Source organism: Novosphingobium sp. YAF33 (genome assembly GCF_052113265.1).
GTDB lineage: Bacteria > Pseudomonadota > Alphaproteobacteria > Sphingomonadales > Sphingomonadaceae > Novosphingobium.
On the sequence record NZ_JBFRCW010000006.1, the window covers coordinates 537,199 to 560,553 of the forward strand.

14 protein-coding genes and 2 pseudogenes are annotated in these 23,355 nt (G+C 62.1%); 9 read left to right on the forward strand and 7 right to left on the reverse strand.

The genetic code is table 11. From position 1 onward, the window contains the following. Nucleotides 1–212 precede the first annotated feature (212 nt). The 4 genes from AB4Z00_RS15390 to AB4Z00_RS15405 are packed head-to-tail and all read right to left on the reverse strand — an operon-like array spanning nucleotide 213 to nucleotide 4,792. Nucleotides 213–1,352, reverse strand: a complete 1,140-nt coding sequence (locus tag AB4Z00_RS15390) for an ABC transporter permease (protein WP_431567753.1) — start codon at nucleotides 1,350–1,352, stop codon at nucleotides 213–215. Beyond that, nucleotides 1,349–2,281, reverse strand: coding sequence for an ABC transporter ATP-binding protein (locus AB4Z00_RS15395; protein WP_442046478.1), 933 nt, complete (start codon nucleotides 2,279–2,281; stop codon nucleotides 1,349–1,351). Before AB4Z00_RS15395 ends, AB4Z00_RS15390 begins: the two co-directional genes overlap by 4 nt. Next, entirely contained in the window at nucleotides 2,278–3,285 is a 1,008-nt protein-coding gene (locus tag AB4Z00_RS15400; protein ID WP_442046479.1) for an HlyD family secretion protein, read from the reverse strand. Before AB4Z00_RS15400 ends, AB4Z00_RS15395 begins: the two co-directional genes overlap by 4 nt. After that, on the reverse strand, nucleotides 3,278–4,792 hold the full coding sequence (locus AB4Z00_RS15405) for an efflux transporter outer membrane subunit (protein WP_442046480.1): 1,515 nt from the start codon (nucleotides 4,790–4,792) through the stop codon (nucleotides 3,278–3,280). Before AB4Z00_RS15405 ends, AB4Z00_RS15400 begins: the two co-directional genes overlap by 8 nt. A 90-nt stretch (nucleotides 4,793–4,882) precedes the next feature. Here AB4Z00_RS15405 and AB4Z00_RS15410 point away from each other — a divergent pair, with 90 nt between their 5' ends. The 4 genes from AB4Z00_RS15410 (at nucleotide 4,883) to AB4Z00_RS15425 (ending at nucleotide 9,639) form a co-directional block, all read left to right on the forward strand. Next, entirely contained in the window at nucleotides 4,883–5,560 is a 678-nt protein-coding gene (locus AB4Z00_RS15410) for a TetR/AcrR family transcriptional regulator (protein ID WP_431567749.1), read from the forward strand. Between the two features lie 213 nt (nucleotides 5,561–5,773). After that, nucleotides 5,774–7,018: an OpgC domain-containing protein gene (opgC, locus tag AB4Z00_RS15415; RefSeq protein ID WP_442046522.1), complete on the forward strand. Its 1,245-nt coding sequence runs from the start codon at nucleotides 5,774–5,776 to the stop codon at nucleotides 7,016–7,018. 199 nt (nucleotides 7,019–7,217) lie between these two features. Then, nucleotides 7,218–8,153 carry a glycosyltransferase family 2 protein gene (locus AB4Z00_RS15420; protein ID WP_442046481.1) on the forward strand — a complete coding sequence of 312 codons (936 nt, stop codon included), beginning with the start codon at nucleotides 7,218–7,220 and terminating at the stop codon, nucleotides 8,151–8,153. A 22-nt stretch (nucleotides 8,154–8,175) separates the two neighbouring features. Next, nucleotides 8,176–9,639 carry a lipopolysaccharide biosynthesis protein gene (locus AB4Z00_RS15425; protein ID WP_442046482.1) on the forward strand — a complete coding sequence of 488 codons (1,464 nt, stop codon included), beginning with the start codon at nucleotides 8,176–8,178 and terminating at the stop codon, nucleotides 9,637–9,639. A gap of 152 nt (nucleotides 9,640–9,791) precedes the next feature. Here the strand turns inward: AB4Z00_RS15425 and AB4Z00_RS15430 are convergent. Next, nucleotides 9,792–10,890 (reverse strand): annotated as a pseudogene (locus tag AB4Z00_RS15430) (IS3 family transposase). A gap of 523 nt (nucleotides 10,891–11,413) precedes the next feature. On the opposite strand from AB4Z00_RS15430, the gene AB4Z00_RS15435 reads away from it, so the two are divergent. Beyond that, nucleotides 11,414–17,149: a hypothetical protein gene (locus AB4Z00_RS15435; RefSeq protein ID WP_442046483.1), complete on the forward strand. Its 5,736-nt coding sequence runs from the start codon at nucleotides 11,414–11,416 to the stop codon at nucleotides 17,147–17,149. Nucleotides 17,150–17,416: 267 nt separating this feature from the next. On the opposite strand, the gene AB4Z00_RS15440 is transcribed toward AB4Z00_RS15435, so the two are convergent. Continuing rightward, nucleotides 17,417–17,857, reverse strand: coding sequence for a transposase (locus tag AB4Z00_RS15440; protein ID WP_442046484.1), 441 nt, complete (start codon nucleotides 17,855–17,857; stop codon nucleotides 17,417–17,419). Here AB4Z00_RS15440 and tnpA point away from each other — a divergent pair. The 3 genes and pseudogenes from tnpA (at nucleotide 17,753) to tnpC (ending at nucleotide 20,139) form a co-directional block, all read left to right on the forward strand. Beyond that, nucleotides 17,753–18,160, forward strand: a complete 408-nt coding sequence (gene tnpA, locus AB4Z00_RS15445; RefSeq protein WP_442046485.1) for an IS66-like element accessory protein TnpA — start codon at nucleotides 17,753–17,755, stop codon at nucleotides 18,158–18,160. The two genes, AB4Z00_RS15440 and tnpA, sit on opposite strands and share 105 nt — an antisense overlap. Then, nucleotides 18,126–18,377, forward strand: a complete 252-nt coding sequence (gene tnpB / locus AB4Z00_RS15450) for an IS66 family insertion sequence element accessory protein TnpB (protein WP_442046486.1) — start codon at nucleotides 18,126–18,128, stop codon at nucleotides 18,375–18,377. Before tnpA ends, tnpB begins: the two co-directional genes overlap by 35 nt. Nucleotides 18,378–18,538: 161 nt before the next feature. Next, a pseudogene (gene tnpC, locus AB4Z00_RS15455) lies at nucleotides 18,539–20,139 on the forward strand (IS66 family transposase). On the opposite strand, the gene AB4Z00_RS15460 reads toward tnpC, so the two are convergent. Continuing rightward, nucleotides 20,050–20,259 carry a hypothetical protein gene (locus tag AB4Z00_RS15460; RefSeq protein ID WP_442046524.1) on the reverse strand — a complete coding sequence of 70 codons (210 nt, stop codon included), beginning with the start codon at nucleotides 20,257–20,259 and terminating at the stop codon, nucleotides 20,050–20,052. The pseudogene tnpC and the gene AB4Z00_RS15460 sit on opposite strands and share 90 nt — an antisense overlap. Before the next feature lie 655 nt (nucleotides 20,260–20,914). Here AB4Z00_RS15460 and AB4Z00_RS15465 point away from each other — a divergent pair. Next, a complete protein-coding gene (locus AB4Z00_RS15465) occupies nucleotides 20,915–23,311 on the forward strand; it encodes a glycosyltransferase (RefSeq protein WP_442046487.1) in 2,397 nt (798 codons plus the stop codon). The last annotated feature ends 44 nt before the right edge of the window (nucleotides 23,312–23,355 follow it).

The following is a 23,355-nucleotide window of genomic DNA, read 5'->3' on the forward strand; positions in this document are numbered from 1 at the left end:
TTTGCCGGGCATCGCACCGCGATCTTCGATCACGTCCCTATTGTAGATGGTCGGACCCCTAGGGGAGCAGACGCGATGCGTCCGATCTGGAAAAGATCCCGCCATCAGCCGGCCTCAGCCTGGCTGGTGGCCTTGATCGCGGCCGGTGAAAATGCCGGAAATCGGGGCTTTTGACCGGGCTTCGCGGCTGATGTGGCGAAAGCCGAAGGGGATCAATCGAGTGTGGTGCGCGAACGGGCGACCGTCAGAACGGCAACCACCACCAGGAATCCGCCAAGGGCGAGCAGATCGGTGCCCATGTCCGCGAGCACCTGCCCTTTCAGCAGCGATCCGCGGATGATGCGCAGGAAATGGGTGATGGGGATGATCTCACCCAGAACCCGTGCCCAGCCCGGCAGCCCCGCGAAGGGAAACATGAAGCCGGACAGGAACAGCGAAGGCATCATGTAGAACATCGAGATCTGCATGGCCTGAAGCTGGCTGCGCACCACGGTGGAGATCAGATATCCCAGCGCGAGATTGCCGGTGATGAACAGCACGATCCCCACCGTCAGCGCGATCCAGCCGGCAAGAGTCTGCGCCATGGGCACCGAGAACAGCAACCGGGCCAGAGCCAGCACGATCACGGTCTGGACCAGGCCGACCGCGATATAAGGCAGCAACTTGCCGATCATCACCTCGAACGCCGTGGCCGGGGTGGACAGCAGGCTCTCCATCGTGCCTCGCTCCACCTCGCGGGTGACGGCCATGGCGGTCATCATCACCAGCGTCATCGAAAGGATGATCGCCAGCAGGCCCGGCACGATGTTGTAAGAGGTGATGCCCTCTGGATTGTACAGCCGGTGCACCACGACTTCGAAGGGCGCTGGGGACACGGGCTTTGCGGCCGGGCCTCTCAGTTCGGCCCGGAAGGCATTCGACGGAAGAGTGGCGACCGCCGCGGCAACGCCGCCCGCAGCCGTGGGGTCCGTGGCATCGACTTCGGCCAGGATCTGCGCCCGGTCTCCTTTCAGGACGCGCTCGCTGAAGTCGGGCGGGATCGTCAGGGCGAGAGTGATCTCTCCCCGCCGCATCAGCCGGTCCATCTCGGCTTCGGAACCCGGCACATGCTTCACATCGACATAAGTCGTGCGCTCCAGCGTCGCGACCACGGCATTGGCAAGGCGGCCATGGTCATGGGAGAGCACCGCGGCCGGCATGTGCCGGGGGTCGGTGTTGATCGCATAGCCGAACAGCAGGAGCTGCATCAGCGGCATCACCAGGATCATGGCGTAAGTGATGCGGTCGCGCCGGAGCTGGGTGAACTCCTTGACCATCACGGCCGCGATCCGCGCGAACGACAGGCCGCTCACGATGCGTACCTGTCATCGCTGGTCTTGCCCATCAGCTGGATGAACACGTCCTCCAGCGAGGGTTCGACCTCGTCCCACCGGAACGGCGGCTTGCGCCAGGGCGCGATGGCCCGCTCCAGCGCTGCCCTGTCCGTGCCCGAAACATGGACGGCGGCGCCGAAAGCCGAGGCGCTCAGCACGCCGTCCTGATGCTCCAGTTCATGGGCGGCCTTGCCGATATCCGCTCCCTGGCCGTTGAAGGTAACGAGGCCCGAACCCGCAATGATCTCAGCCGCCGTCCCGCGCGCGATGAGGCGCCCGTAGAGGATGTAGCCGATGTCGTGGCAGCGCTCGGCTTCGTCCATGTAGTGCGTGGAGACCAGCACAGTCAGCCCGCCCTCGGCCAGGGTGTGGATCTCGTCCCAGAATTCGCGCCGGGCCTTGGGATCGACGCCGGCGGTCGGCTCGTCGAGCAGCAGGAGCCGGGGCTCGTGCAGGGTTGCGGCGGCGAGCGCGAGGCGTTGCTTCCAGCCTCCGGACAACGCGCCCGCCAGCTGACCACGCCGATCCTGGAGGCCCAGGCGCTCCAGGGCCTGGCCGACCCGGTCCCTGCGGTCGCCGAGTTCATAGACCCGGGCGATGAAGCTCAGGTTCTCCTCGATCGTCATGTCTTCGTAGAGCGAGAAGCGCTGGGTCATGTACCCCGTCTGGCGCTTGATGGCGTCGGTCTGCGAGCGAAAGTCCAGGCCGAGCACTTCGCCTTCGCCGCTGTCGGGCGTCAGCAGGCCGCAAAGCAGGCGCAGCGTCGTGGTCTTGCCCGCACCGTTCGGCCCCAGGAAGCCGGTGATCCGGCCCTCCTCCACCCTGATCGAGACGTCCTGCACGACGTGCTTGTCTCCGAAGCTCTTGTTGAGCCCCTTGACGTCGATGGCAGCCTGCGTGTCCGTCATCGGCGCGGCAGGGCCGCGGCATCCGGCGCCACGTCCATCGGTTGGCCGGGGGTGAGCGCACGCGGGTTGGAAGGCAGAGCCTCCACCAGGAACACCAGCTTCTCGCGGGCATCGACACTGTAGATGACGGGCGGCGTGTACTCGGGCCGGTTGGCGACGAATTCCACGGTCGCCGTCATCCCGCCTGCGCAGCCATCGCAGCCGATCGCCACCTTGCGGCCCGGGCGGTAGGCGTTGACCCTGCTCTGCGGCACGTAGAACCGCACTTTCACCTCGCCGTCGGGCACGATCGACACGATGGGTGTATTGGCGGGAACGCTCTCGCCGGGTTTGAACATCACATCCTCGATCCGGCCCGCGGCGGGCGCCGGCGGGGAAAGGTCGCTCAATTCCCGCTTTGCCGAGGTAAGGCCCGCCTCAGCCTGCCGCACTTGCGCTTCTGCTGCCGAAATCGCGGCCGAGGCGGACTGAAGCTGGGTTCGTGCGGCGTCGCGTTTGCGCAGGGCGCCTTCATAGGAAGCGCGCGCCTGATCGAGATCGAGCTGAGCGATCGCCCCCTGCTTCTCCCGCTGCGCCGCCGTCAGGCGGCGCACTTCCGTGCCATAGCGATCGGCATCGGCCTGGGCGGCGGCAAGATCGGCGCGGGCATGGCCAAGGCCGGCTCTCTGCTGTTCGACCTGGGCGCGGTTGGCCGCGATGGTCGCGCGCGCCTGCTCGGTCTGGGCTTCGCGCACGGTCGGATCGACCCGGAACAGCGCGGCACCGGCGTTCACCCGCTGGCCGCGCCGCACCGAAACGCGCGTCAGCGTGCCGCCGACGGGAGAGGACATGTAGATGTCGTCGCTCACGACATAGCCGGTGAACTGCTCGTCACCGGCATGCCGTCCCGGTTTGAGCAGCAGCCAGAGCACGAGGCCCGCCACCACCACGATGGCGACGACAAGCAACCGGCGGACAGGAAATCGCCCCCCTCTGCGCGGGGAAGTTCCAGGTGCCTCAGCCACGCGTTCGCTCCACTTCCTGCTGTTCGCGGCGCTCGTCCCAGCCGCCGCCCAATGCCTTGTAGAGCGCGATGGCGTCCTGCGCCGCGGCGGCTTCCGCCTGCGCCAGCCCGTCCTGCACCGAGAGCGCGGTCTGCCGCGCGGTCAGCACATCGGTATAGGCGACAAGGCCGTGCCGATATCGCACTTGCATCGTCTCAGAGGCATCGCGCGCCGCCTGCAGCGAAGTCCGCAAGCTCTCCGCCCGGCGGCGGTCGGCGGCGAGCCGGGTCAGGGAATCCTCGACATCGCGCAAGGCGCCAAGGACGGTCGACTGATAGGCGAGCAGCGCCTCGTTCGCCTGCGCTTCCCGCAGCCGGACCGTCGCGCGCGAGGCCCCGCCCCCGATCAGCGGCAGCGAAAGCCGCCCGGCGCCATTGGCCGTGATGCTGTCGGTTTCCAGCAGGTGAGTCAGCGACCGCGACGCCAACTGCAGCGCGCCGGTGAGACTGAACTTGGGATAGAGGTCCGCCGTCGCCACGCCGATATCGGCCGTCGCCGCAGCCAGCTGCCGCTCCGAAGCGCGGATATCGGGCCGTCTCTGCAGGAGATCGGAGGGGAGACCCGCGGGCACGGCGACCGGATAGGGCGGCGCGGCGGGCGCGGCGGGCGCGGCCGCAAGCTGCGCGGCCAGTCCTGTCGGCGCCAGTCCCGTCGGCGCCAGTCCGAGCAGTGTGCCCAGCGCGTGGACATGGACCTCTGCCTGCGCCGCCAGATCATCGCGCTGGGCGATCTGGCTCTGGATGTCCTGCTGCTGGCGGCGCGTGTCGAGCGTCGTGACGAGCCCCTTGGCCGAACGCACCTCGATGAAACCGAGCAGGTCACGCGCGGCGGCGATGCTTTCGTCAGCCACGGCGATGCGCCGCTGCAAGGCGCGCAGCTGCTGGTAGGTATTTGCCACTTCGCTGGCGAGCAGCACTTGCGCATCACGCTGCGACCAGACCGCCGCGGCCACCCGCGCGCCTGCCGCCTCGTTCGCGCGGCGCTGGCCGCCGAACAGATCGAGTTCCCAGGAGGCGTCGAACCCGGTCTGGAACGTGGCGAAGTCCTCGCCCGCAAGGCCGATGCCCGGGCCACCAGAGCCCGACCCCGTGTTACCCGTGCCGAAATTGGCCAGCGCAGATGGCAGGGCATTGCTGCTGAGGCGGGTGTAGCCGGCTTGCGCGCTGGCATTGACGGATGGCCCGCCGGCCGCGCGCGTCGCCTGTTCCTGGGCGCGGGCCTGCTTCACCCGCGAGGCCGCCTGCTGGATATCGAGATTGCCGGCCATGGCGCGGGCCACCAGATCGTCGAGCACGGGATCGCGGAACGCCTGCCACCAGACGGCGGGGTCGTCCGCCGTTGGCGTGGCGGGCTCGGCCGAACTATAGGCGGTGGGCATCTCTACGACAGGAGCGTGATAATCTGGACCGACCGTACAGCCTCCCAGTAGGAGCGCTGTAGCGACAACGGCGATTCGAGCGGATGCCATGCCGCAATTCAATCCTACCTATTGACCAACAGGTCAATAATTATATCGTTTTCTGCCTGGGCACGGGATCGGTAGAATCAGGGACCAGACGTGAAGAAGACCACCGAACCGAAACAGGATTCCATGCAGCTTCCCGCCAAGGCCGCGGCGCAAGGGCGGCGTCGGCGCAAGGATGCCCGGCCCAGCGAGATCATCGACGCTGCGCTGGAGGTCTTCGCCGAACAGGGCTTCGGGGCCGCCAGGGTGGAAGAAGTCGCGCGCCGGGCCGGGGTCTCGAAAGGCACGGTCTTCGTCTACTTCGCCAACAAGGAGGAATTGTTCAGGGCCGTGGCCCGCAGCATTCTCGCGACTCACCTGAGCCTGCTTCCGGCGCCTTCCGCCGAATTCGCGCCGCCCCTGGCCGAATTCGTCCCGGCGCTCCTGCGCAAGGTCGCGGCAACGGCTGGCAGCCGGGCTCCGGCCATGGTCCGCCTGCTGATCGCGGAAGGCTCGCGTTTCCCGGATCTCGCGCAAGTCTGGCACGACGAGGTGGTGTCCAAGGTGCTCACCCTCGTGACGCGGGCTATCGAGCAGGGGCAGCAACGCGGCGAAGTGCGCGCCGGCGATCCGCTGCTCTATGCCATGTCGATCATCGGCCCGATGCTGGCCGGAACCTTGTTCCGCGAAGTCCTGGGTAACACGGGCGCCCGAATGCCCGACCTGCACGAACTGGCGGTGCAGCACGCAGGCGTGGTCCTGAAGGGCATGCTGACCGAGACGGGCGGCTGACCGGCGCCGGAGCGGGTTCCGCGAACCTCGGAGCGCGAATCGCGGCCCGGTCGCCGGGGCCCGGCCTGCGCCGTCTCCAAAGCCACGAAAATCGGCTTCGTCCTTCTAAATGAAGGCAAAAAAGAAGCCTTCCATCACCCTTTTTAGAATGCCCCTTGTGGTTCCATGCGGGATAATGTGCCGCCGGGACGCTCAGATAGGGAGTACGCTGCGATGCCGCCAGGTCGCAAGATCCTGGGACTTGATATAGCTCGGACCGTGGCGATCACCCTGGCGATGCTCAACCACTCCTTCATCGCTACGAACGTTTGGGAAGATTTCTTCGAGCAAAAGCCGCATTTTGCATTCGTCGTAAGACTGGCGACTCCCATGTTCATCATTCTGTTCGGCGCCCTGCTGGAGGTCGTCTACAGGAATCGCGCCGATCGCGACGGCATCCAGTCGGTGACGGCCAGATTGTTCGAACGGGCCTTTCTCTGCTGGCTTCTATACGCCCTGACCTTGATTCCCGTGCTCTGGATGGGAAGACTGAGCCTGAAAAGCGCGTTTTTCGGCGCATTGCTCGCGGGGAAAATTCCGCTGAGCGACATCCTTCGATACTACGCCATTCTCTTCTTCCTCGCCCCGCTGATCCTCGTGGCCCGGCTGCGCTGGGGCCTGGCGCCGCTGCTGATCGCCTCGACCGCGATCCTGCTGCTGCACCCCCTGTTCGTGCTGCTGCCCGCCCCGCCCCCCAATTTCGCCCACTATGTGCCGGCGCGACTGGCTGACCTGCTTCTGGGCATAGGCGATGCCGTCGCCGGGCCCTCCGTGCTGCACAGCCTGTTTTTCGTCGCCGTGGGCATGCTGATCGGCTGGCTGCTCAGCGAGGATCGGTCGGCGGACGCCGAAGTGAGAAAATCCGTGACCCGGCGCTTCCTCCTCCTCTGCGGGGCACTCGGCGTCGGCGCGCTCGCAACCTATTTCATGGGGCCGGAGAAAGTGACTGCCGAGACCGCAGCGGGAATGGTCCTCAGGAACGCCAACCATCCCTTCTATTTCTTCTGCGGCGCGCTCGGCACCGCGATGATCGTCGCGCTCTGCCGTTCCGTCAGACAAGGCGGACCCGGCTTTGAACGCGCGACGATGCTGGGTCGGCGCAGCCTGTTCACTTTCTCGGCGGGCAATGCATTCCTGATCTTCGTCACGCGGGATTACGATCAGTCGATCCCGGAAAGACTGCTGCTGAGCGGGTTGTTCTTCGTGGTCGTGGTCGGCCTTGCCGCGCTTTACGACATCGTCATGCAGCCGGACGCTCTCACGTCGCCAAATCCGGTCGTAAGGGTGTCGTCGCGATGGTGGCGCGCGATCACCGATCCGGTGAACCGCCTGCTGCGCACCGCCGCCCTGCGGCTGACGTCCCTGCTCTCATGGGTTCCGATCTTCTCGCAGCGGGAAGTGCAGAGCAGCCAGCGATGATGGACCATCGGCCGGCTGCTCCCGCCGATCAGCGGCGCTTGGTATGAATGGAAGTGCGCGTCTCGATAATCGGTCAAGTCTTGATCAGGAGAAGACTGGTGCCTTTGTTGAAGCACAAACTGGATCACCACCCGGGATCTCTGGGGGCGCGAAGCCATTGCTCCGGCCTCGATGCATTCCCCGCTTCCGGTGTTGAAGGATGAACCCGGTGATGCAGCCGAAACTGTCCGTGATCCTGGCGGCCTACAATTGCGCGGACTTCGTGGAGCGCTCGATCGGTTCGGCTCTCGATCAGCAGGGGCTCTCGGTGGAAATCGTGGCGGTGAACGACTGCTCGACCGATGCGACACTGGACGTCCTGCAGGCGATCGCGCGCAAGGACCCGCGATTGCGCGTCATCGACAGCAAGGAAAACCTCGGCCCATCCGGCGCCCGAAATCTCGCTTTCGACCATGCCGCCGGTGAATGGGGCGCCGTTCTCGACGCGGACGACGCGCTGGAAGCCGGCGCCCTGAGCCGTCTCGTGCAGATTGCCGAAGATCGCGATGCCGACATCGTCGCCGGATCCATCCGCTTTTTCTCGCATCAGCGTCAGGAGATCTCGGGGCCCGTCTTCCAGGAAAACGCCCCGATAACGACCCTCAGCCTCGGCGATTTCGTGGAAGCGGCCCGGCCGGCCAACAGGGAGCCTGACTACGGCTTGTTGAAACCTCTGTTCCGGATCGCCTTCCTGAATGACAACGGCCTTCGCTACCGGACCGACATCCGGCATGGAGAAGACTTTCATTTCATCATCGATGCGCTGTCGAAAGGCGCAAAATACGTGCTCGCCCGCGAGGTGCTGAGCTATATCTATACCACGCGGGACTCCGGCCTCAGCCGCACGCGGGTGGACTACAGCCGGATGATCTCGGAGACGGAAAAACTCTCCCGCCGCGCCCCCTTTGCCAGCAATCCGGCGGTCGCAGGCGCACTCACCCGCCGCGCGGACGCGCTCAGGACGCATGAACTGAACGTGCTCTACGGGGATGCACCGAATCTCTCATCGAAGCTGGGAGTCCTGGCGAAATCGCTCAAGAGTTCCGCAGGACAGCACTGGCTGAAAACCAAGATTGTGAAATACGTTGGCCGGTAATCCCTCAGCCCTGGACTCCGGTTTGACGCCGGGCGACCACTCCTCGATGCGCCGCAAGTCGGCGCAGGGCATCGCCATCAACATGAGCGCCCAGGCGGTGCGCTTCGGGCTGCAATTCGTCGTGTCGATCGTCATGGCCCGCCTGCTGGGCCCGACCGAGTTCGGCATTCTGGCAATGGCGGCGCCCTTGTTGGCATTCGTGGCGCTGTTCGCCGACCTGGGCTTGAGCCAGGCCACCGTTCAGCGGCCGCAGATCACGCAGGCACAGCTCAGCCTCATCTTCTGGACGAGCGCGCTGGTAAGCGTCACGTCCGGCATAATCGTGATGCTGGGCGCGCCGCTTGCATCGATCTTCTACCACGACGCCCGCGTTGCGCCCGTGCTGGTCGCGCTTGGCGCGATCCTGATGCTCACCGGCTTCTACAACCAGCATGTCGCCATCCTCAACCGGCGACTGGCATTCGGTTCACTGGTGGCCGTCGATCTCGGCTCTTACGTCCTCAGTTCGATAGCGGGCATTTCGGCGGCCTTGCTGGGGTTTTCCTACTGGTCGCTCGTGATCAGCCAGGCCACGCTGACGACCACCGCGCTCGTGCTGGCCTGGTCGCTGGCCCGCTGGGTCCCTTCCAGGCCGGGAAAAGCGCCGGAAGCGCGAGAGATCCTGGGCTTTGGAGGCAACGTCACCTCGTTCAACATCTTCAACTATTTCGCCCGCAACCTCGACAACATTCTCATCGGCCGGCACCTCGGCGAGGTTCAGCTCGGCATATACGACCGCGCCTACAAGCTGCTGCTGCTGCCGCTCAGCCAGATCACCGGCCCGATCGCCAAAGTGGCGACCCCCCTGCTCTCCCGATTGAACGACGACCGCGAGAAATACTCCAAGTCGTACCTGATGCTCCTGGAGACGATCATACTCCTCACCTATCCCAGCATCGCCGTTACCGGCGTGGGGAGCAAGCTGGTCATCTACACCGTGCTCGGGTCGAAATGGCACGCGGTAGCGCCCATCTTCCAGGTCCTGGCGATAGGAGCGCTCTTCGCGCCCGTCAGCAACAGCACGGGCTGGCTGTTCACCACGCAGAACCGCACGCGCGAGATGAGGAACTTCGGGCTCTTCAGCTCGCTGGCCTTCGTCGGTTCATTCATCGTGGGATTGCCGTGGGGGATACAGGGCGTGGCGAACGCCTACATCGCCACGGGCTGCGTCCAGGGCCCGCTGATCTGGTACGCCGCAACCCGGAAGGGGCCGGTCAGCTTCGGCACCCTGCTGCGAGCCCTCTCCCCTTACGCCTTTTCCATAGCGATAACCTCGCTGATGGTGTGGATCTGGACCCAATACCTCACCGTGGGCTGGGTAAACGTCTTCATACTCCTGGCGGCGGGATACCTCCTCTTCTGGTCCCTCGTCGCCGCCACCCCCCGCGGCCGCGCAACCCTTCTCACCCTGTTAAGCGAAGCCCGGAGACTGATAAAGCGCTCCTGACGGGCGGGAATTTGCGAGGCGAGCGCAGCAGGTGTGAGGCTCCCATGAGCTAACTCGAGCGATTCGCTTTGAGCTGCTCCAAATGCTGAAGCCGGTACGGCAAGTGACCCTGTCCCAGTTCTGCCACCGGCCAGAACGAGAGATCCGGCTTTTCATCGGCCGGGGTGAACCCCGGCCGATGAAGCAAATTCGGCCGGTGTCATGAACCCCAGGGATGTGTGAGGTCGGGTCTCATTGAAGTCCGTCCGCCACGCCTCGATCTTGCTCCTGGCGTCGTCCAAAGACAAGAACCAGCGCGTGTTCAGACATTCGTCGCGAAGCCGCCCGTTGAAGCTTTCAACGAAGGCATTGTCCGTCGGCTTTCCATGCCTTCTGAAGTCCAGCGTGACGCGGCTGATATAGGCCCAATGATCGAGCGCCCGAGAGATAAATTCCGGGCCGTTGTCCACCCTGATCTTCTCAGGCGCGCCGCCGCGCTCGAACAGCAGGCGATCCATCACAGCGACGACCTGCTCACCCTTGATCCCCTGATCGACATGGATTGCCAAGCACTCGCGGGTGTAGGCATCAACGACGGTCAGGGCGCGGAAGCGCTTACCATCGAACAGGGCATCGGACACGAAGTCCATCGCCCAGATCTCGTTCCTGTGCGAGGGCAGCGGCCGTTCCACTCGCCGCGCGGCCATGAAGCCGGCGGGGCCTTTCGGCCCGTAAATTAAGGCCTTCCAGGCGATAGAGGCGGTGTACCCGCTTCACTTTCACCGCCCAACCTTCGCGCCGAAGCAGGACGGGGATGCGGCGATAGCCATAGCGCATCGGGTCGCGGCGATCTCCTTGATCCTGTTCCTGAGCGGCGCTTGGTCGCTTCGGATCGACCGGTAGCGGTGCGTCTTGCGATCGAACCGGAGAACCGCGCAGCTACGCTGCTCGCTCACCCGATAACGATCCTGCACCCAATGGACGATCTCGCGCAGTCGACCAGGCGCTACATTTTTTTGCCAGAACCTCCTGGAGCATGGCCTTGTCCAGCGAAAGATCGGCCACGAGCCGCTTCAGCTTCTGGTTCTCTTCTTCAAGCTGCCGCATCTTGCGCAGCTCCGAAGGCCCCAGGCCGCCGTATAGCTGCTTCCATCGCTAATACGTCGCCTCCGAGACGCCCATCTTCCGGCACACCTCGGCGACTGGCGTGCCAACCTCCGCCTGACGCAGCGCAAACGCAATCTGCTCGCCTGTGAACTTCGACTTCTTCATGCAAAATCTCCAGCTCAAATCCGCTTCGATTTTTGCCAGATTCCTCTCATTCCCGCTGGAGGCATTATCCGGGACAGGGTCACAAGCGCTTTGGCAGATTGGCAAAGGCCCCGACAGCGTGCCCTCGCCATTCACAGCAGCGGTGTGAACCGATACCGCTGTGATCTGAGAATTTTTTGAAAATGTAGCGGTAGCGTGAGTATAAACCACCGGACAAGTAGTTGTTTTTATTATATATGGTCCTTTAAATTTTTATTTCGGTCCATTCAGCATACCCTTGTCAAGAAAGAATTACTTGGTTCGATTCTGGGGAGAAAAATCGAAGCCGCGTGGGGCAACGCGGTTTTCTCGCAACGATGAAAGACGGGGGGCTGCGTTGATACGCCGACGAGCCGCCCTACGCAGCATCAAACCCTATAAAAATTCTTTCATCCCCTCCTGACTTCTGGACAACGCCCCTTGTCCTTGCGCATGGCGGAAATTCGGCGGTTTATCAGCTGCTACATACGGGGGTATTGTTTCAATGATCGACCGACAGACGGCGCGGGTGCGTCGATGGTCCTTTGTGCTCGGTTCGAGCATCGCAGCCGTTGCGGCGGCATTGGCTACTCCGGCCTGGGCAAAGTGCAGCCCCGACCCGACGGCAGCAGGTGGCATCACCAACTGCACCGGTGCGGATACCGACGGCCTGCGCGTCACCACAAACGGCAGTTTGGTGCAGGTTGCTCCCTTGGCTAGCGTTTCCGGCTCGGGCGCTGCGGCGATTACCGTAGAGATCGCCCCGGTTCCCGATAGCTACTTTGCCCGAACCGCCACGATCACCGTGAGCGGCAGCGTGGATGGCGGCACCCAGAGCGGGATTTCTGTCCTGTCCGGATCGGTGCCGGCGAACAGCTACGACTTCTATGGTACCGAGGCTCAGGTGACGGTGAAGGCAGGCGCCACGGTGACCGGCGCCACCGGCATTACCGCCGGCTCTTCGGCGACGAACAGCTATGCGCCCGCTCTCGTCAGCATCACCAATGCCGGCACGATCTCGGGAACGAGCGGCGTTGCCCTGGAGGCGACCAATCCGGCACGCGGCGCTTTCAATGTCATCGAGAACCAGCAGGGCGGCACGATCGGCGCGATCGTCGGCATGATCGGCACTCTGAACAATGCCGGGATGATCGATGGCGGAGCGCTCAGCGCCATCGACCAAACGACCACCTATAACAACAATCCCTATTTCACGGGGTGGACCAACAGCGGCACGATCAGCTCCGCCTCCAGGGCAGCGACGATCGCCAACCTGTCCACGTCGTTTAATCCGCTGACCAACAGTGGAAACATCGTCAACGCCGGCACCGGGGCCGCCATTCAGAGTACGGGTGCGCTGCAGGTCGTTAACCTCGCCGGGGGGACCATTTCCACCGCAGGCAGCACGGCGATTTCCGTAGGATCGCTGACGCTGACCAACAGCGGCATGATCATCGGCGATATCGTGACCCAGCCGCTCTACGGTTCTTATACCTACAGCGTGATCGATTCCACGCAGGGCACGATCGCGGGCAACGTCTCGCTGGGCAGCGGCAACGATCTTGTCTACGGCCGCTACGACGGCACGGAAACGCTGGTGACCGGGATCACAGGCACGCTCGACGCCGGCCTAGGCACCAATTCCCTCGTTTTAGCGACCGACGCGAACCTGACCGTCTCCACTGCGATCACGCTACCAACCGGGTTCCAGCGTCTTCGGCTCACTCCCGGGGAGGCCGCCACGCTAACGCTGGCCGATGGCTTCGTCGCTCCCGGCACGATCGAGATGGATGGCAACGGCACGATTGTGAACGAAACGGCGATCAAGACGCAAGGGCAAGCCTTCGTCGTGCCTTATCCCGCATCTGGTTCGCCTAGCCTTACAAATACCCGCTCAATCGATGCGGACATGGGGGCGAACCGCTACCTCTACGCTATGGTCATGGGCTCCCAAAACACGCTAACCAACAGCGGCACGATCACATCCAGCGGCTTCGGCGTGAACACGGACGGCGAAGTTGCCAATTCCGGCACGATCACCGCCGCCGACACCGCGCTGTATATGTTCGGCGAAGGGCTGAGCAACAGCGGCACGATCCGCTCGACCGGCGGCATCGGCGTCGATCTGAACGGCAACTCATACTATACCGCCACGAACAGCGGCACGATCGAAGGCGCGACTTACGGCGCCGTTATCGGCTATGTCCTGAACAACAGCGGCACGATCTCCACCAGCGCCACCGGTACAGCTGTGGGTCTCGACGGCTACGGCGTGCTCAACAACCTGGCAGGCGGCGTGATCGAAGGCGGCGCTTGGGCGATCACCGGCAAGGACCCCTACGGATCGACCAGCACGTACAATGCCGCAGTCTTCAATGCGGGCACGATCAACGGCGACGTAACGTTCGTTTCCCCGCGTGACAGCAGCTATTACAGCAATAACAACACCTACGTCGCGCTTACCGGCGGTGTCCTCAACGGCACCCTGACGCTGGGCACGGGCGATACGCTGGTGACCGACTTGGTCAACACCGGCACGGGCCAGTTCGCAGGGATCAACGGCACGGTGACCACCGCGGGCGGCCTGCTTCGCTACCGTGTCTCGGGAGAGGCGAGCGCGGTGATCGGCGCCGTGGGCCCCTTCGCCACGGCCGGCTACGAACTGGTCGACGGCGCGAAGCTGACGCTGACCGCAGAAGCGCCGCAGACTCTGCCGCTGATCCTTGCCGGCACCGGCACGGTAGACCTGACGACTGACATCCAGACCACCAACCAGACCGCCCTGAGCGTAATTTGGGCGGCGAGGCCCGATAATTCGTCGCTCAATAATCCCAACGCACTGACGGTCGTGAACCACGGCATGATTTCGGGAACGATCAATGATTACTGGGGCGGCGGCTTCGGTGTCGTCAGCCTCGGCACGAACAACACGCTGCAGAACGATGGCACGATCAACGCCACGTTCACGGCTACCAACGGCGGAACTTCGTACAATGCCGCCGTCACTTACGGCAGCACGCTGGTCAACAACGGACGCATCACGCTGGATGGCAGCTACGGCAGCTACAACGTCAACACCGTGGCGAACACGGGCACGATCGAACAGACCGGCCCAAGCGCTTCCTACGGCCTTTACAATGTCTCCAACGTGACCAACAGCGGCACTATCCAGACCGCCAACAGTGCGATCCGGGGCGATTACGGAGGCGTGGTCGTCAATTCCGGTACAATCGCCAGCACCGCAGACACCGCGATCTCGTCCGTCATGAAAGTCACCAATCTGGCTGGCGGCACGATATCGGGCGGCGCCGGGACGGCGATCTCCATGAGCGACGGATCGGTGAGCAATGCGGGCCTCATCCTGGGCAATGTCGACCTCGGCTACTGGGGCGGCTACGGCAGCGCCTATTACGCCAACGGCGGGACGCTGATCGGCGACCTGACGCTGGGTAGCGGCAACGACCTGTACCTCCAGAGCGGCACCGAAACCGGTGTAAGCGGCACGATCGACGCGGGCGCTGGCCGCGACACTTACGGCATCGCCCTCACCAGCAGCGGCACGGTTGCGGTCGGCGCTGCGCCCGGAACCGGCTTTGAAGACGCAATGGTCGCAGCGTTGGGCGCCGATACGGTCGCCACCGTCACTGGTCTCGATGCCGCGTTCACCGATCTCCACGCCGCGGGCGACGGCACCGTCGTCAACGCGATGAACCTCTCCGGCGCGCTGATCATGGGCAGCAATGCTTATACCGGACAGGCCTATATCCTGGGCCAGACACTCGGCACGCTCGTCAATGACGGGTCCGTGGCGGGCGGCGTGAGCGGTTTCGTGGCCCGTCTGGTCAACACCGGCACGATCGCCTCGGCAGAGCTGGCCTATTCCCCGATCACGGTCTGGAACTGGGGCGATATTGCCTTCGAAAACAGCGGTATCGTAACGCCCGGCCAAACCGAAGGCGCCTTCTCGTCGCTGGCCGGATACGCCATCACCATCGCCAATAGCGGCACGATTGCAGGCGGCTTCCAGGCCTTTGCGGTCGCATCGCAAGAAGGCACCGCGGGCACCGTCAGTGTGGCCAACAGCGGCATGATTGCCAATGAAGGTGCCGGCGCGGCCCTGCAAATGCTGGCGGGATCTGTCGATGTCAGCGTGCCCGCCGCCTTGTCGCTTGAAAACAGCGGCACGATCCGTGCGGATGGAGACGGCGCGGTCGCGGTCGGCCTTGGTCTGGCTGTTCCTAACTACGGCATTTTCCCCCCTCCGCCGCTGGGCACGGTAACCGGCACGCTCATCAACGCGCAAAGCGGGACGATCTCGGCTTCGGGCAAGGACGCCATTGCGATCCAGTCGCTCGGCACCACGTTCAACCTCGAAAATCACGGCCGCATCGAGGCGAGCGGCGAGGGTGCGCTGGCCATCCTGACCACCGATGCCTTCCCCGCCGTGCTCCGCAACACGGGCACGATCGTGGGCGGCGTGATGCTGGGCGGCGGTGACGATCTGGTCGACAACGGCGGCAAGATGGGCGCTATCGACCTTGGCGCCGGGGACGACCTGTTGCGCCTTTCGGGCGGCACTTTCGCAGGTGCGGTCTATGGCGGTGAGGGTAGTGACAGCATCGAGATCACCGGCGGCCGGGCTGCGTTCACAGCGATTTCCGACGTCGAAGCCCTGCGTATGAGCGCGGGCCTCGCAACCGTCAACGGCAGCGCCTCGTTCGACAGCATGGCGCTTACCGGTGGCCGCATGATCGGGCTGGTGGGTTCGACGATCACGGCCCCGACGATCACCGTGGGACAGGAGGCAGCCTTCGGTTCCGCAGGCACCGTCAACGGCGATATCGCCGTCGCCGGCACGCTCAGCCCCGGCGCCTCGCCCGGCACGATGACGGTCAACGGCAATGTCACGCTGGCGGGTACTTCGGTCTCGATCTTCGAGATCACCCCCACGGTTTCGGACAAGCTGATCGTCAACGGCAATCTTACGATCGCCTTGGGCGCCACACTGCAAATCGACGCCAGCGGCATTGTGAACCCCGGCCAGTCGCTCGAACTGATCGACGCCCAGAGCATCACCGGCAGCTTCACCAACATCATCCGCTCCGGCTCGCTCTTCGGCGTTCTCGTCCAGGACGGCGGCACGGTTTCGCTGCTCGGCGAGTTCAAGAACGATACGGCCTTCACGCCGCAGGTTCAGGGCGCGATCGATTACTTGAACGGCCTGATGACCAGCGGCACGGCGTCGGCCGCATTCATGACAGCGGTTCCGGGACTGGCCGCCAGCTCCAACACCGCCAACCAGACCGTCTTCGCGCAGCTGACGCCGGAGGCCTATGCCTCCGCCAAGCAGATCGCCGTGGAGCAAGGGCTGGAACTGGCAGATGTCGGCCGCAGCGATGCCTTTGCTCCGCGCCGCGACACGCCCGGAGCGTTCACTTTCGGAAGCATGCTCGGCAATACGCGTACGCTTGAAGGCGGCTCGCAAGGCCCGGCACGCGCACGGATCAACGGCTACGGCTTCCTCGGCGGGATTGGCTGGGGCAGCAGCGACTGGTCGATCGGCGGCTTTGTGGGCTATATCAACAGCCGGCAGGCACTGTCCTCGCTCGGCACCCGCACCGAGGTCGACGGCGTGGTTGCCGGCGTCCATGGCCGCTGGAGCAACGGCAAGCTCGGCATCAAGGCGACAGTGGCTTACGATGGCGGCAAGGCCGATACCCAGCGTAACCTGCTCGGCGCTTCGGCCAAAGGCTCCTATGACCTGACAGGCTGGACTGGCGACCTCAGCCTTACCTATGCGATGCCGCTCAGCCGTGGCTGGACAGTGCAGCCGACTGTCGGCGTGACTGCAATCCGCACGACTCGCGGCCAAGTGGCGGAAAGCGGCAACAGCCCCTACGTCCTCGAAGTTCAGCGCGAAAACGACTACGCGGTCTTCGTCGACGGTGGCCTTACCTTCAAGGGCGCCATGGAGGAAGGCGCGGCCGCGCGTCCCTACTTTACGGTCGGGATGCGCTATCAGGCGGAAGGCCGCGCTCCGTTCGCGCTCGCCGCTCTCGGTGGCGGGGACTTCAGCCTTGCGGCGACCGGCGTCTCACGTGCTCCCGTCCTCGCCACGGCGACGATGGGCGCGGATGTTGTCGTAACCTCAAGCCTCACGCTGTTCGGCGCGGTAAGCGGCGAAGCCGGTGAGTCTGACAGACGCGCCAGCGTACGCGTGGGGCTGCGTCTGGCGTTTTAAGCAGATAACCGTGTCTAATTTCGGTGACGCCCGGTCCTTTCTGATTTTATCGATCGCTGTCAATCCTAACCTTAACCAGAAAACTTCCCCCTCGCCTTTTTTGGTACGTCGCAGATTTGCGTGAAAGGGGATGGAAACAGCGGTTGTAAGGCCCTGCTACCGGAGTAAGATGGCATCAAAACCCCGCTTTTCCGCCACCGGTGCCGTGATGGATTAGCTATTCACGATGGCGGCCGTCGGGCTTTGTTTGCGCCTTCACGTTCGCGGTCAAGCATCAAAGTGACGTCGTGGATCGTACGGAAGAAGAGCCGGCGCACGAAGCGCGCGAAAACACCAATGCACCGTTTGCCAAAGCGGGAAGTCGTTTTGCAACATACGCCATCCCCAACCTGTTCGTGCCAGATAGCGAAGCGCATCGAGCACATCACGCAAGTCCGTCGCCGGCTTGCGTCCGCGATTAGTCACAAGTGGCAGAAAGGGTAAGCGCGAAATTCCGCGCACCTGGTCGGTTGAGTGAGGTGGTGTGAAGGATGTGTCCACCAAGGAAGAGGTGGACACATGGAGATGGCACCGATAGGCCCGTATGGGCTCGTGGTTGTAAGGGTGACGAGTAACGGCCGGCGCTATTATGGTCGTGCGGGGAAGGCAAGGTTGGTCCAGGCGTGCCTGGAGCCTGGCATATCGGTGGCGAGACTTGCGCTGGAGCATGGTGTCAACGCCAACCAGCTTCGCAAATGGGTCAGCAAGTTTCAGCAGCGGCAGAGTACGAACGGGCAGCGGAGTACGGGGCAGTTGCCGGATCCGTCGGCGTTTGTCCGGGTGGAGACGTCTCCGGCACCCGCGGTGCGACACACTGGCGGGATCGCGAGCCGGCCTGCGGGATTGGTACCCTCAGCGCGGCTGCAGGCGTCGATGCCAAATGGCGTATCGCTGACGCTGGAGGGGTGTGACGCGCAGTTACTGGCGGTGATGATCGATGCGCTGGGGCATTGCAATGTTCCGGCTTGCTGATGATCTGCGCGTCTATCTCCACCGGGATCCGATCGATTTTCGTTGTGGGATCAACAGCCTTGCGATCCTGGTCGAGCAGTCGATGGGCCTCAATCCGTTTGAGCGCGCGGCGTTTGCCTTTTGCAACAGGCGCCGGACCCGGATGAAGCTGTTGTTCTTTGACCGGTCGGGCTTTGTGTTGGTGCTCAAGGCACTAACAGAGGACAAGTTCCGATGACCCCGGCGGGCGGAAACGGTGGTGGCGCTCACCGCTGAGCAATTGCGCTGGCTGCTCGACGGGATCGATATTGACGCGCTGGTCCCTCATCCGGTGCGGCAATATCAGTTTGTCGGCTGAAGGCTGTTGACGCAGGAACGGGCTTTCGATTCAAGACTGCGATGGATCGAGGCGGCGCCCCCACTATTGCGGAATTGATGGCGCTTCTGGCGGCGAAGGCCGCCGAGGTCGAGACATTGGCGGCCGAGAGAGACGCCCTTGCCCGGCGCATCCTGAAGCTTGAGGAGGAACTGGCGCTGGCGCGGTTGCACCGCTTTGCGCCGCGCAGCGAAAAGCACTTGGATCGTGTCTTCAATGAAGCCGAGCAGGCCTCCCTTGAGGACGATACCGACGATGGACACAATGACGTTGATGAGCCGGTCACCGCCGATCTTCCCGACACGGGATTGCCGGAGGCGAGAAAGCCAGAAGGGAAGAAGCGCGGGCGCAAGCCCCTTCCTGCCGACCTGCCGCGCCAGCGCGTCGAATATGACCTCGACGACGACCAGCAGGTCTGCCCGTGCTGCAGCGAACGGTTGCATCGCATGGGGGAAGTGGTAACCGAGCAGCTTCACATCGAGGTGAAGGCCACTGTTCTTCAGAATGCCCGCGCCAAATATGCATGCCGCAATTGCGACCGCACCGGGATCGCCACGCCGATCGTCATTGCGCCGATGCCCGCACAGCCCTTGCCGGGCAGCATTGCCATGGCCTCGACGCTGGCCTTTGCCCTTGTTCATAAATACGTCGATGGCACACCGCTTTATCGCCTGGCGCAAACCTTCGAGCGCGCAGGGGTACCTGTCAGCCGTGGTGCTCTGGGCCGTTGGGTGATCGCCTCGAGCGAGAGGCACCTGCATTGCATCTATGACGCCCTGAAGCTGCGGCTTCGGTCCCAGGACGTCATTCATGGCGACGAGACTACGGTTCAGGTGCTGAAGGAAGAGGGCAAGGCCCCTACCAGCACCTCGTATATGTGGGCCTACCGCAGCAGCGAGGACAGCGAACAGCCGATCGTGCTGTTCGATTATCGACCCGGTTGCGGGCAGGAACATCCGCAGGCCTTCCTCGGCGACTATCGCGGCATGCTGATGAGTGACGGCTATACGGCCTGGCGCACATTGAAAGGTGCCACGCATCTGGACTGCATGGCCCACGCCAGACGGCGCTTTGCCGACGCCCTCAAGGCGAGGAAGAAACAAGGCGGGCCGCCCGCACAGGCGCTCAAGTTCTTCGACCAGCTCTACCGGATCGAAAGGCAGGCGCGGGACGAAATACCCGATGAGGGGGAAACGCAGGCCAGCTACATGCGTCGCTTCCGCCAAAAACATAGCGTCCCGGTCCTGGATGCACTCAAGGCGTGGCTCGATGGCATCGCACCAAAGGTTGTGCCCGACACTAAGCTTGGTGATGCGGTATCCTATACCCTCAACCAGTGGGAATACCTGACGTGCTACGTCGAAGACGGCAGGATGCCGATCGATAACAATCTTCTCGAACGCGACATCAGGGTTTTTGCAACTGGAAGAAATCTTGGCTTTTCTGCGACACCATGGACGGCGCACGGGCGAGCGCCGTCACCTACAGCCTGATGCTGACTTGCCGCGCCTGCGGCGTCGAGCCTCTCGCGTGGCTACGCCATGTCCTCACTGAACTTCCCCAGCGCCCTCACGACGCCGATATCGACGACCTGCTGCCATTCAACTTTGAAAGACAAGCCTGACTCGCCGTCGTCGCTGCGGTGGCCTGTCTCGTCCAGCGTCAACTGTGATGGCCGCACTGCCTCCGGAAGCAGCGTGCTACGAAATGCGCGCTTACCAGAAAGGGCTGAATGAACAGCCATTCTTCGTCCGTCAAATCGGTGGGCAGCGCCTTGATCCCTTCTCAAATCCAGCCATCCGGCCACGGCTCGCTAGGGTCCACATCCCAAGCTTGAATCATGCCCGAACGGCTTCATCAACCCATTCTCAAACGGTATCGCGGATTAGGCAAAAGAAGTTGCAAATGGAAAAATGCAGCGGATTTTGACGGACATGTGCACGCAGTCCTTCGACAGCGCCCCGTTGATGATCGTCACGACTATCGCTGCACAGACATACGTAGCGATCTACCAATCCTACGGGCGCACAGTTCCATGGAGGACCTTGAAGCGATATTTCGTTACCGAGATGAGATGTTAGCGATGATGAAATGTCATGTGAGCCGCTTGTATTGAGGCCAGTATCCGACCGAAGTCGGAGGGGTTACTTTCCGCAAGAAGATTTTAAAAGATGAACGTGTTGCCCGCTTTAGCAGGGTGTCCAGACGACGCATCGCTGCTGCCAAAAATTTCCATGTCATCTTAGACTATGAGTTGCGTTCGTAGCGGAAGGTCCGGTAGAGGACCGAACACCGGATTGGGGGCCTTACGGGAGCCGATATCTTTTTCTGGCCAAGGGGCTTCGTTGCCGGCTGCGCGGCATAGGGCCTTATTAAACGCAAGATTTAAAGGAATGGGAATGTCGCGCGATATGATGCCCGAAGATAACGCTGGGCGGACGGCAATCTTTACCATTAGCTCCAATAACTACATGCCCTATACCAGCACATTGGTGAATTCATCAGTTGCTTCACACCCGAACGCCGATCATTATCTTTGCCTTGCCGATACACGAGTAGAAACTCAAGGATTCTACCCTGATAAATGTGAAATTTTAGAGACTTCCGAACTGCAAATACCCGATTTTCATGGATTTGCATTTAGATATGACATCATGGAAATGAATACGGCGGCGAAGCCGTACATGTTCCTTTATCTTTTTGCCAAAGGTTACGACCGGGTCGTTTACTTTGATCCAGACATTAAGGTTTACAGAAAAATCACCCCGGTCTTCGAGGCCATGGATGCTGGTGCACGGGCTGTATTCACCCCTCACCTGACCGAACCGGCAGAAACTGTAGTTCCGCCTGACGACATAACGATCATGCGCGCAGGCATCTACAACCTAGGTTTTGCGGCGTTCCGTCGTAGCGAAGGGGTAGAAGAAGTGCTGCGCTGGTGGGCACGCCGCCTACGCTATCAATGCGTCAATGCCCAAAACGATGGTATTTTTGTCGATCAGAAGTTCATGGATCTGGTGCCCGGGTTCCTTCCAGACGTTGCCATTTTGCGTAATACCACACTCAATGCAGCCTATTGGAACCTTTTTCAGCGCCACCTTGAAGGCAATGGCGAGGGTGATTGGCTTATAGATGGCGAATCGCTAATATTCTTCCATTTTAGCGGCTATGATCCACGTAATTCCCAACAGCTTTCCAAACACACGTCGATGTTTTCCCAGGGAAATAGCGACGCACTTCTAGACCTACTTCAGGATTATAAAAAAGACCTCAAGCAAAATGGCTTGTATTCAACACCTCGGGCAAATTATGCTTACGGTTCATTTGAAAATGGCGCCAAAATTCCAACCTTTGTCCGCCATTACTTTCGCGATGAGCATCTTACCTGGGATGGAAATCCATTTACAAACTTCCAGGATTATCTTGAACAGCCCGCGTTAGGGACTGCTGAAGCCCCTGATGGGCTAATCTGCTCCAACCTGATGTACGCCTTGTGGCAGTCATCCGATTATCTGAAGGCGACCTACGATCTCAAAACTGCAGCGGGCGTCGCCGGATTGGCCGAATGGTATGTACGCCACAGCCATCGCTCGGGCATTGATCCGCGCCTTACACACGGGATCGTCGAGGGTGTCAGCGCGGCGAGGCGCTGGAACACGGCTAAGCCAGCGGCTTCCATAGAGCCAACCAACGCTGACATATCGGTCATCGGCTACCTGACGACGGATACTGGCGTCGGTGAGGTAGGTAGGCTCACGCTTAAATCCCTCACCGCCTCTGGACGCCGGACCGAAGGACTTGACATTGACCTCAATGTCGCTTCTTCGCGTACCAACGTGGAAATGCAGTCCTTGATCAAGGACAAAGCGGCCGGGCGCTTGCATATCTTCAACATCAACGCCGACCAACTGCCGCTGGTCCAGCAAGGTTACGAAGACCGGTTGAGCAAAGGTGCATACCGTGTGGCTATGCCGTTCTGGGAACTCGCCGAATTTCCTGATCCTTGGATTCGCTCGTTTGATCAAGTCGATGAAATTTGGGCGCCTTCCCGATTTATTCAGGCAGGGCTGGTCATGAAGACAAAAAAACCGGTAATCCACATGCCGGTTGCTTTGGATTTCACAATCGACCAAGTCTTCGATCGCAAGGCGTTGGGTTTACCGGAGAACCGCTTCCTATTTCTGTTCTCTTTCGATTTTCTGTCTTTCAGAAGCCGAAAAAATCCCGAAGCCGTGATCGATGCATTTACCGCCGCCTTCAAGGGAACGCCCTATCGCGACCACGTCTCGCTCGTCATCAAGTGCGTCAACTCTCGGCACAGGCCCGATGAACTCAAGCGCATCAAGGAGGCAGTCGGCAGCAGCCTCGATGTGCACGTCGTTGAAGCGGAACTGACGCGCTCCGAAATGCTGGGACTAGTTAAGGCGGCGGACTGCGTCGTCTCGCTGCATCGCAGTGAGGGGCTGGGGCTGCTCGTCGCCGAAGCTATGGCACTAGGCACACCGGTCATCGCAACGGACTATTCCGCAACGACTGAATTGGTGACGGCTGCCACCGGGTATCCTGTGGAGTACAAGATTAAGGAACTTCAGCCAGGAGACTATCCCTTTGCAATGGGCCAGATATGGGCCGATCCGGACATTTCTCATGCTGCATGGCAGATGCGCCAAGCGGTCGATGCCGCAGGCCAAAATGCAGAAATGCTGGAGCGCGCGCGTCGGCAGATCATCGCAAATCACGGAACGGAAGCGGTCATTCGCGCCCAGGACCGACGCTTGCAAGAGTTGGGATTGTGAGAGAAATGGGCCATGGTAATTGGCACTGGAACGATTGGAACAAG

What these genes read in the sequence shown, in the direction of transcription:
- AB4Z00_RS15420 (WP_442046481.1), top strand. Translation starts at nt 7,218, where the DNA reads ATGAACCCGGTGATGCAGCCGAAACTGTCCGTGATCCTGGCGGCCTAC.
- AB4Z00_RS15465 (WP_442046487.1), top strand. Translation starts at nt 20,915, where the DNA reads ATGTCGCGCGATATGATGCCCGAAGATAACGCTGGGCGGACGGCAATC.
- AB4Z00_RS15395 (WP_442046478.1), bottom strand. Translation starts at nt 2,281, where the DNA reads ATGACGGACACGCAGGCTGCCATCGACGTCAAGGGGCTCAACAAGAGC.
- tnpB (WP_442046486.1), top strand. Translation starts at nt 18,126, where the DNA reads ATGCGCTGGGGCATTGCAATGTTCCGGCTTGCTGATGATCTGCGCGTC.
- AB4Z00_RS15435 (WP_442046483.1), top strand. Translation starts at nt 11,414, where the DNA reads ATGATCGACCGACAGACGGCGCGGGTGCGTCGATGGTCCTTTGTGCTC.
- opgC (WP_442046522.1), top strand. Translation starts at nt 5,774, where the DNA reads ATGCCGCCAGGTCGCAAGATCCTGGGACTTGATATAGCTCGGACCGTG.
- AB4Z00_RS15460 (WP_442046524.1), bottom strand. Translation starts at nt 20,259, where the DNA reads ATGGCTGTTCATTCAGCCCTTTCTGGTAAGCGCGCATTTCGTAGCACG.
- AB4Z00_RS15440 (WP_442046484.1), bottom strand. Translation starts at nt 17,857, where the DNA reads ATGCTCCAGCGCAAGTCTCGCCACCGATATGCCAGGCTCCAGGCACGC.
- AB4Z00_RS15405 (WP_442046480.1), bottom strand. Translation starts at nt 4,792, where the DNA reads ATGGCATCCGCTCGAATCGCCGTTGTCGCTACAGCGCTCCTACTGGGA.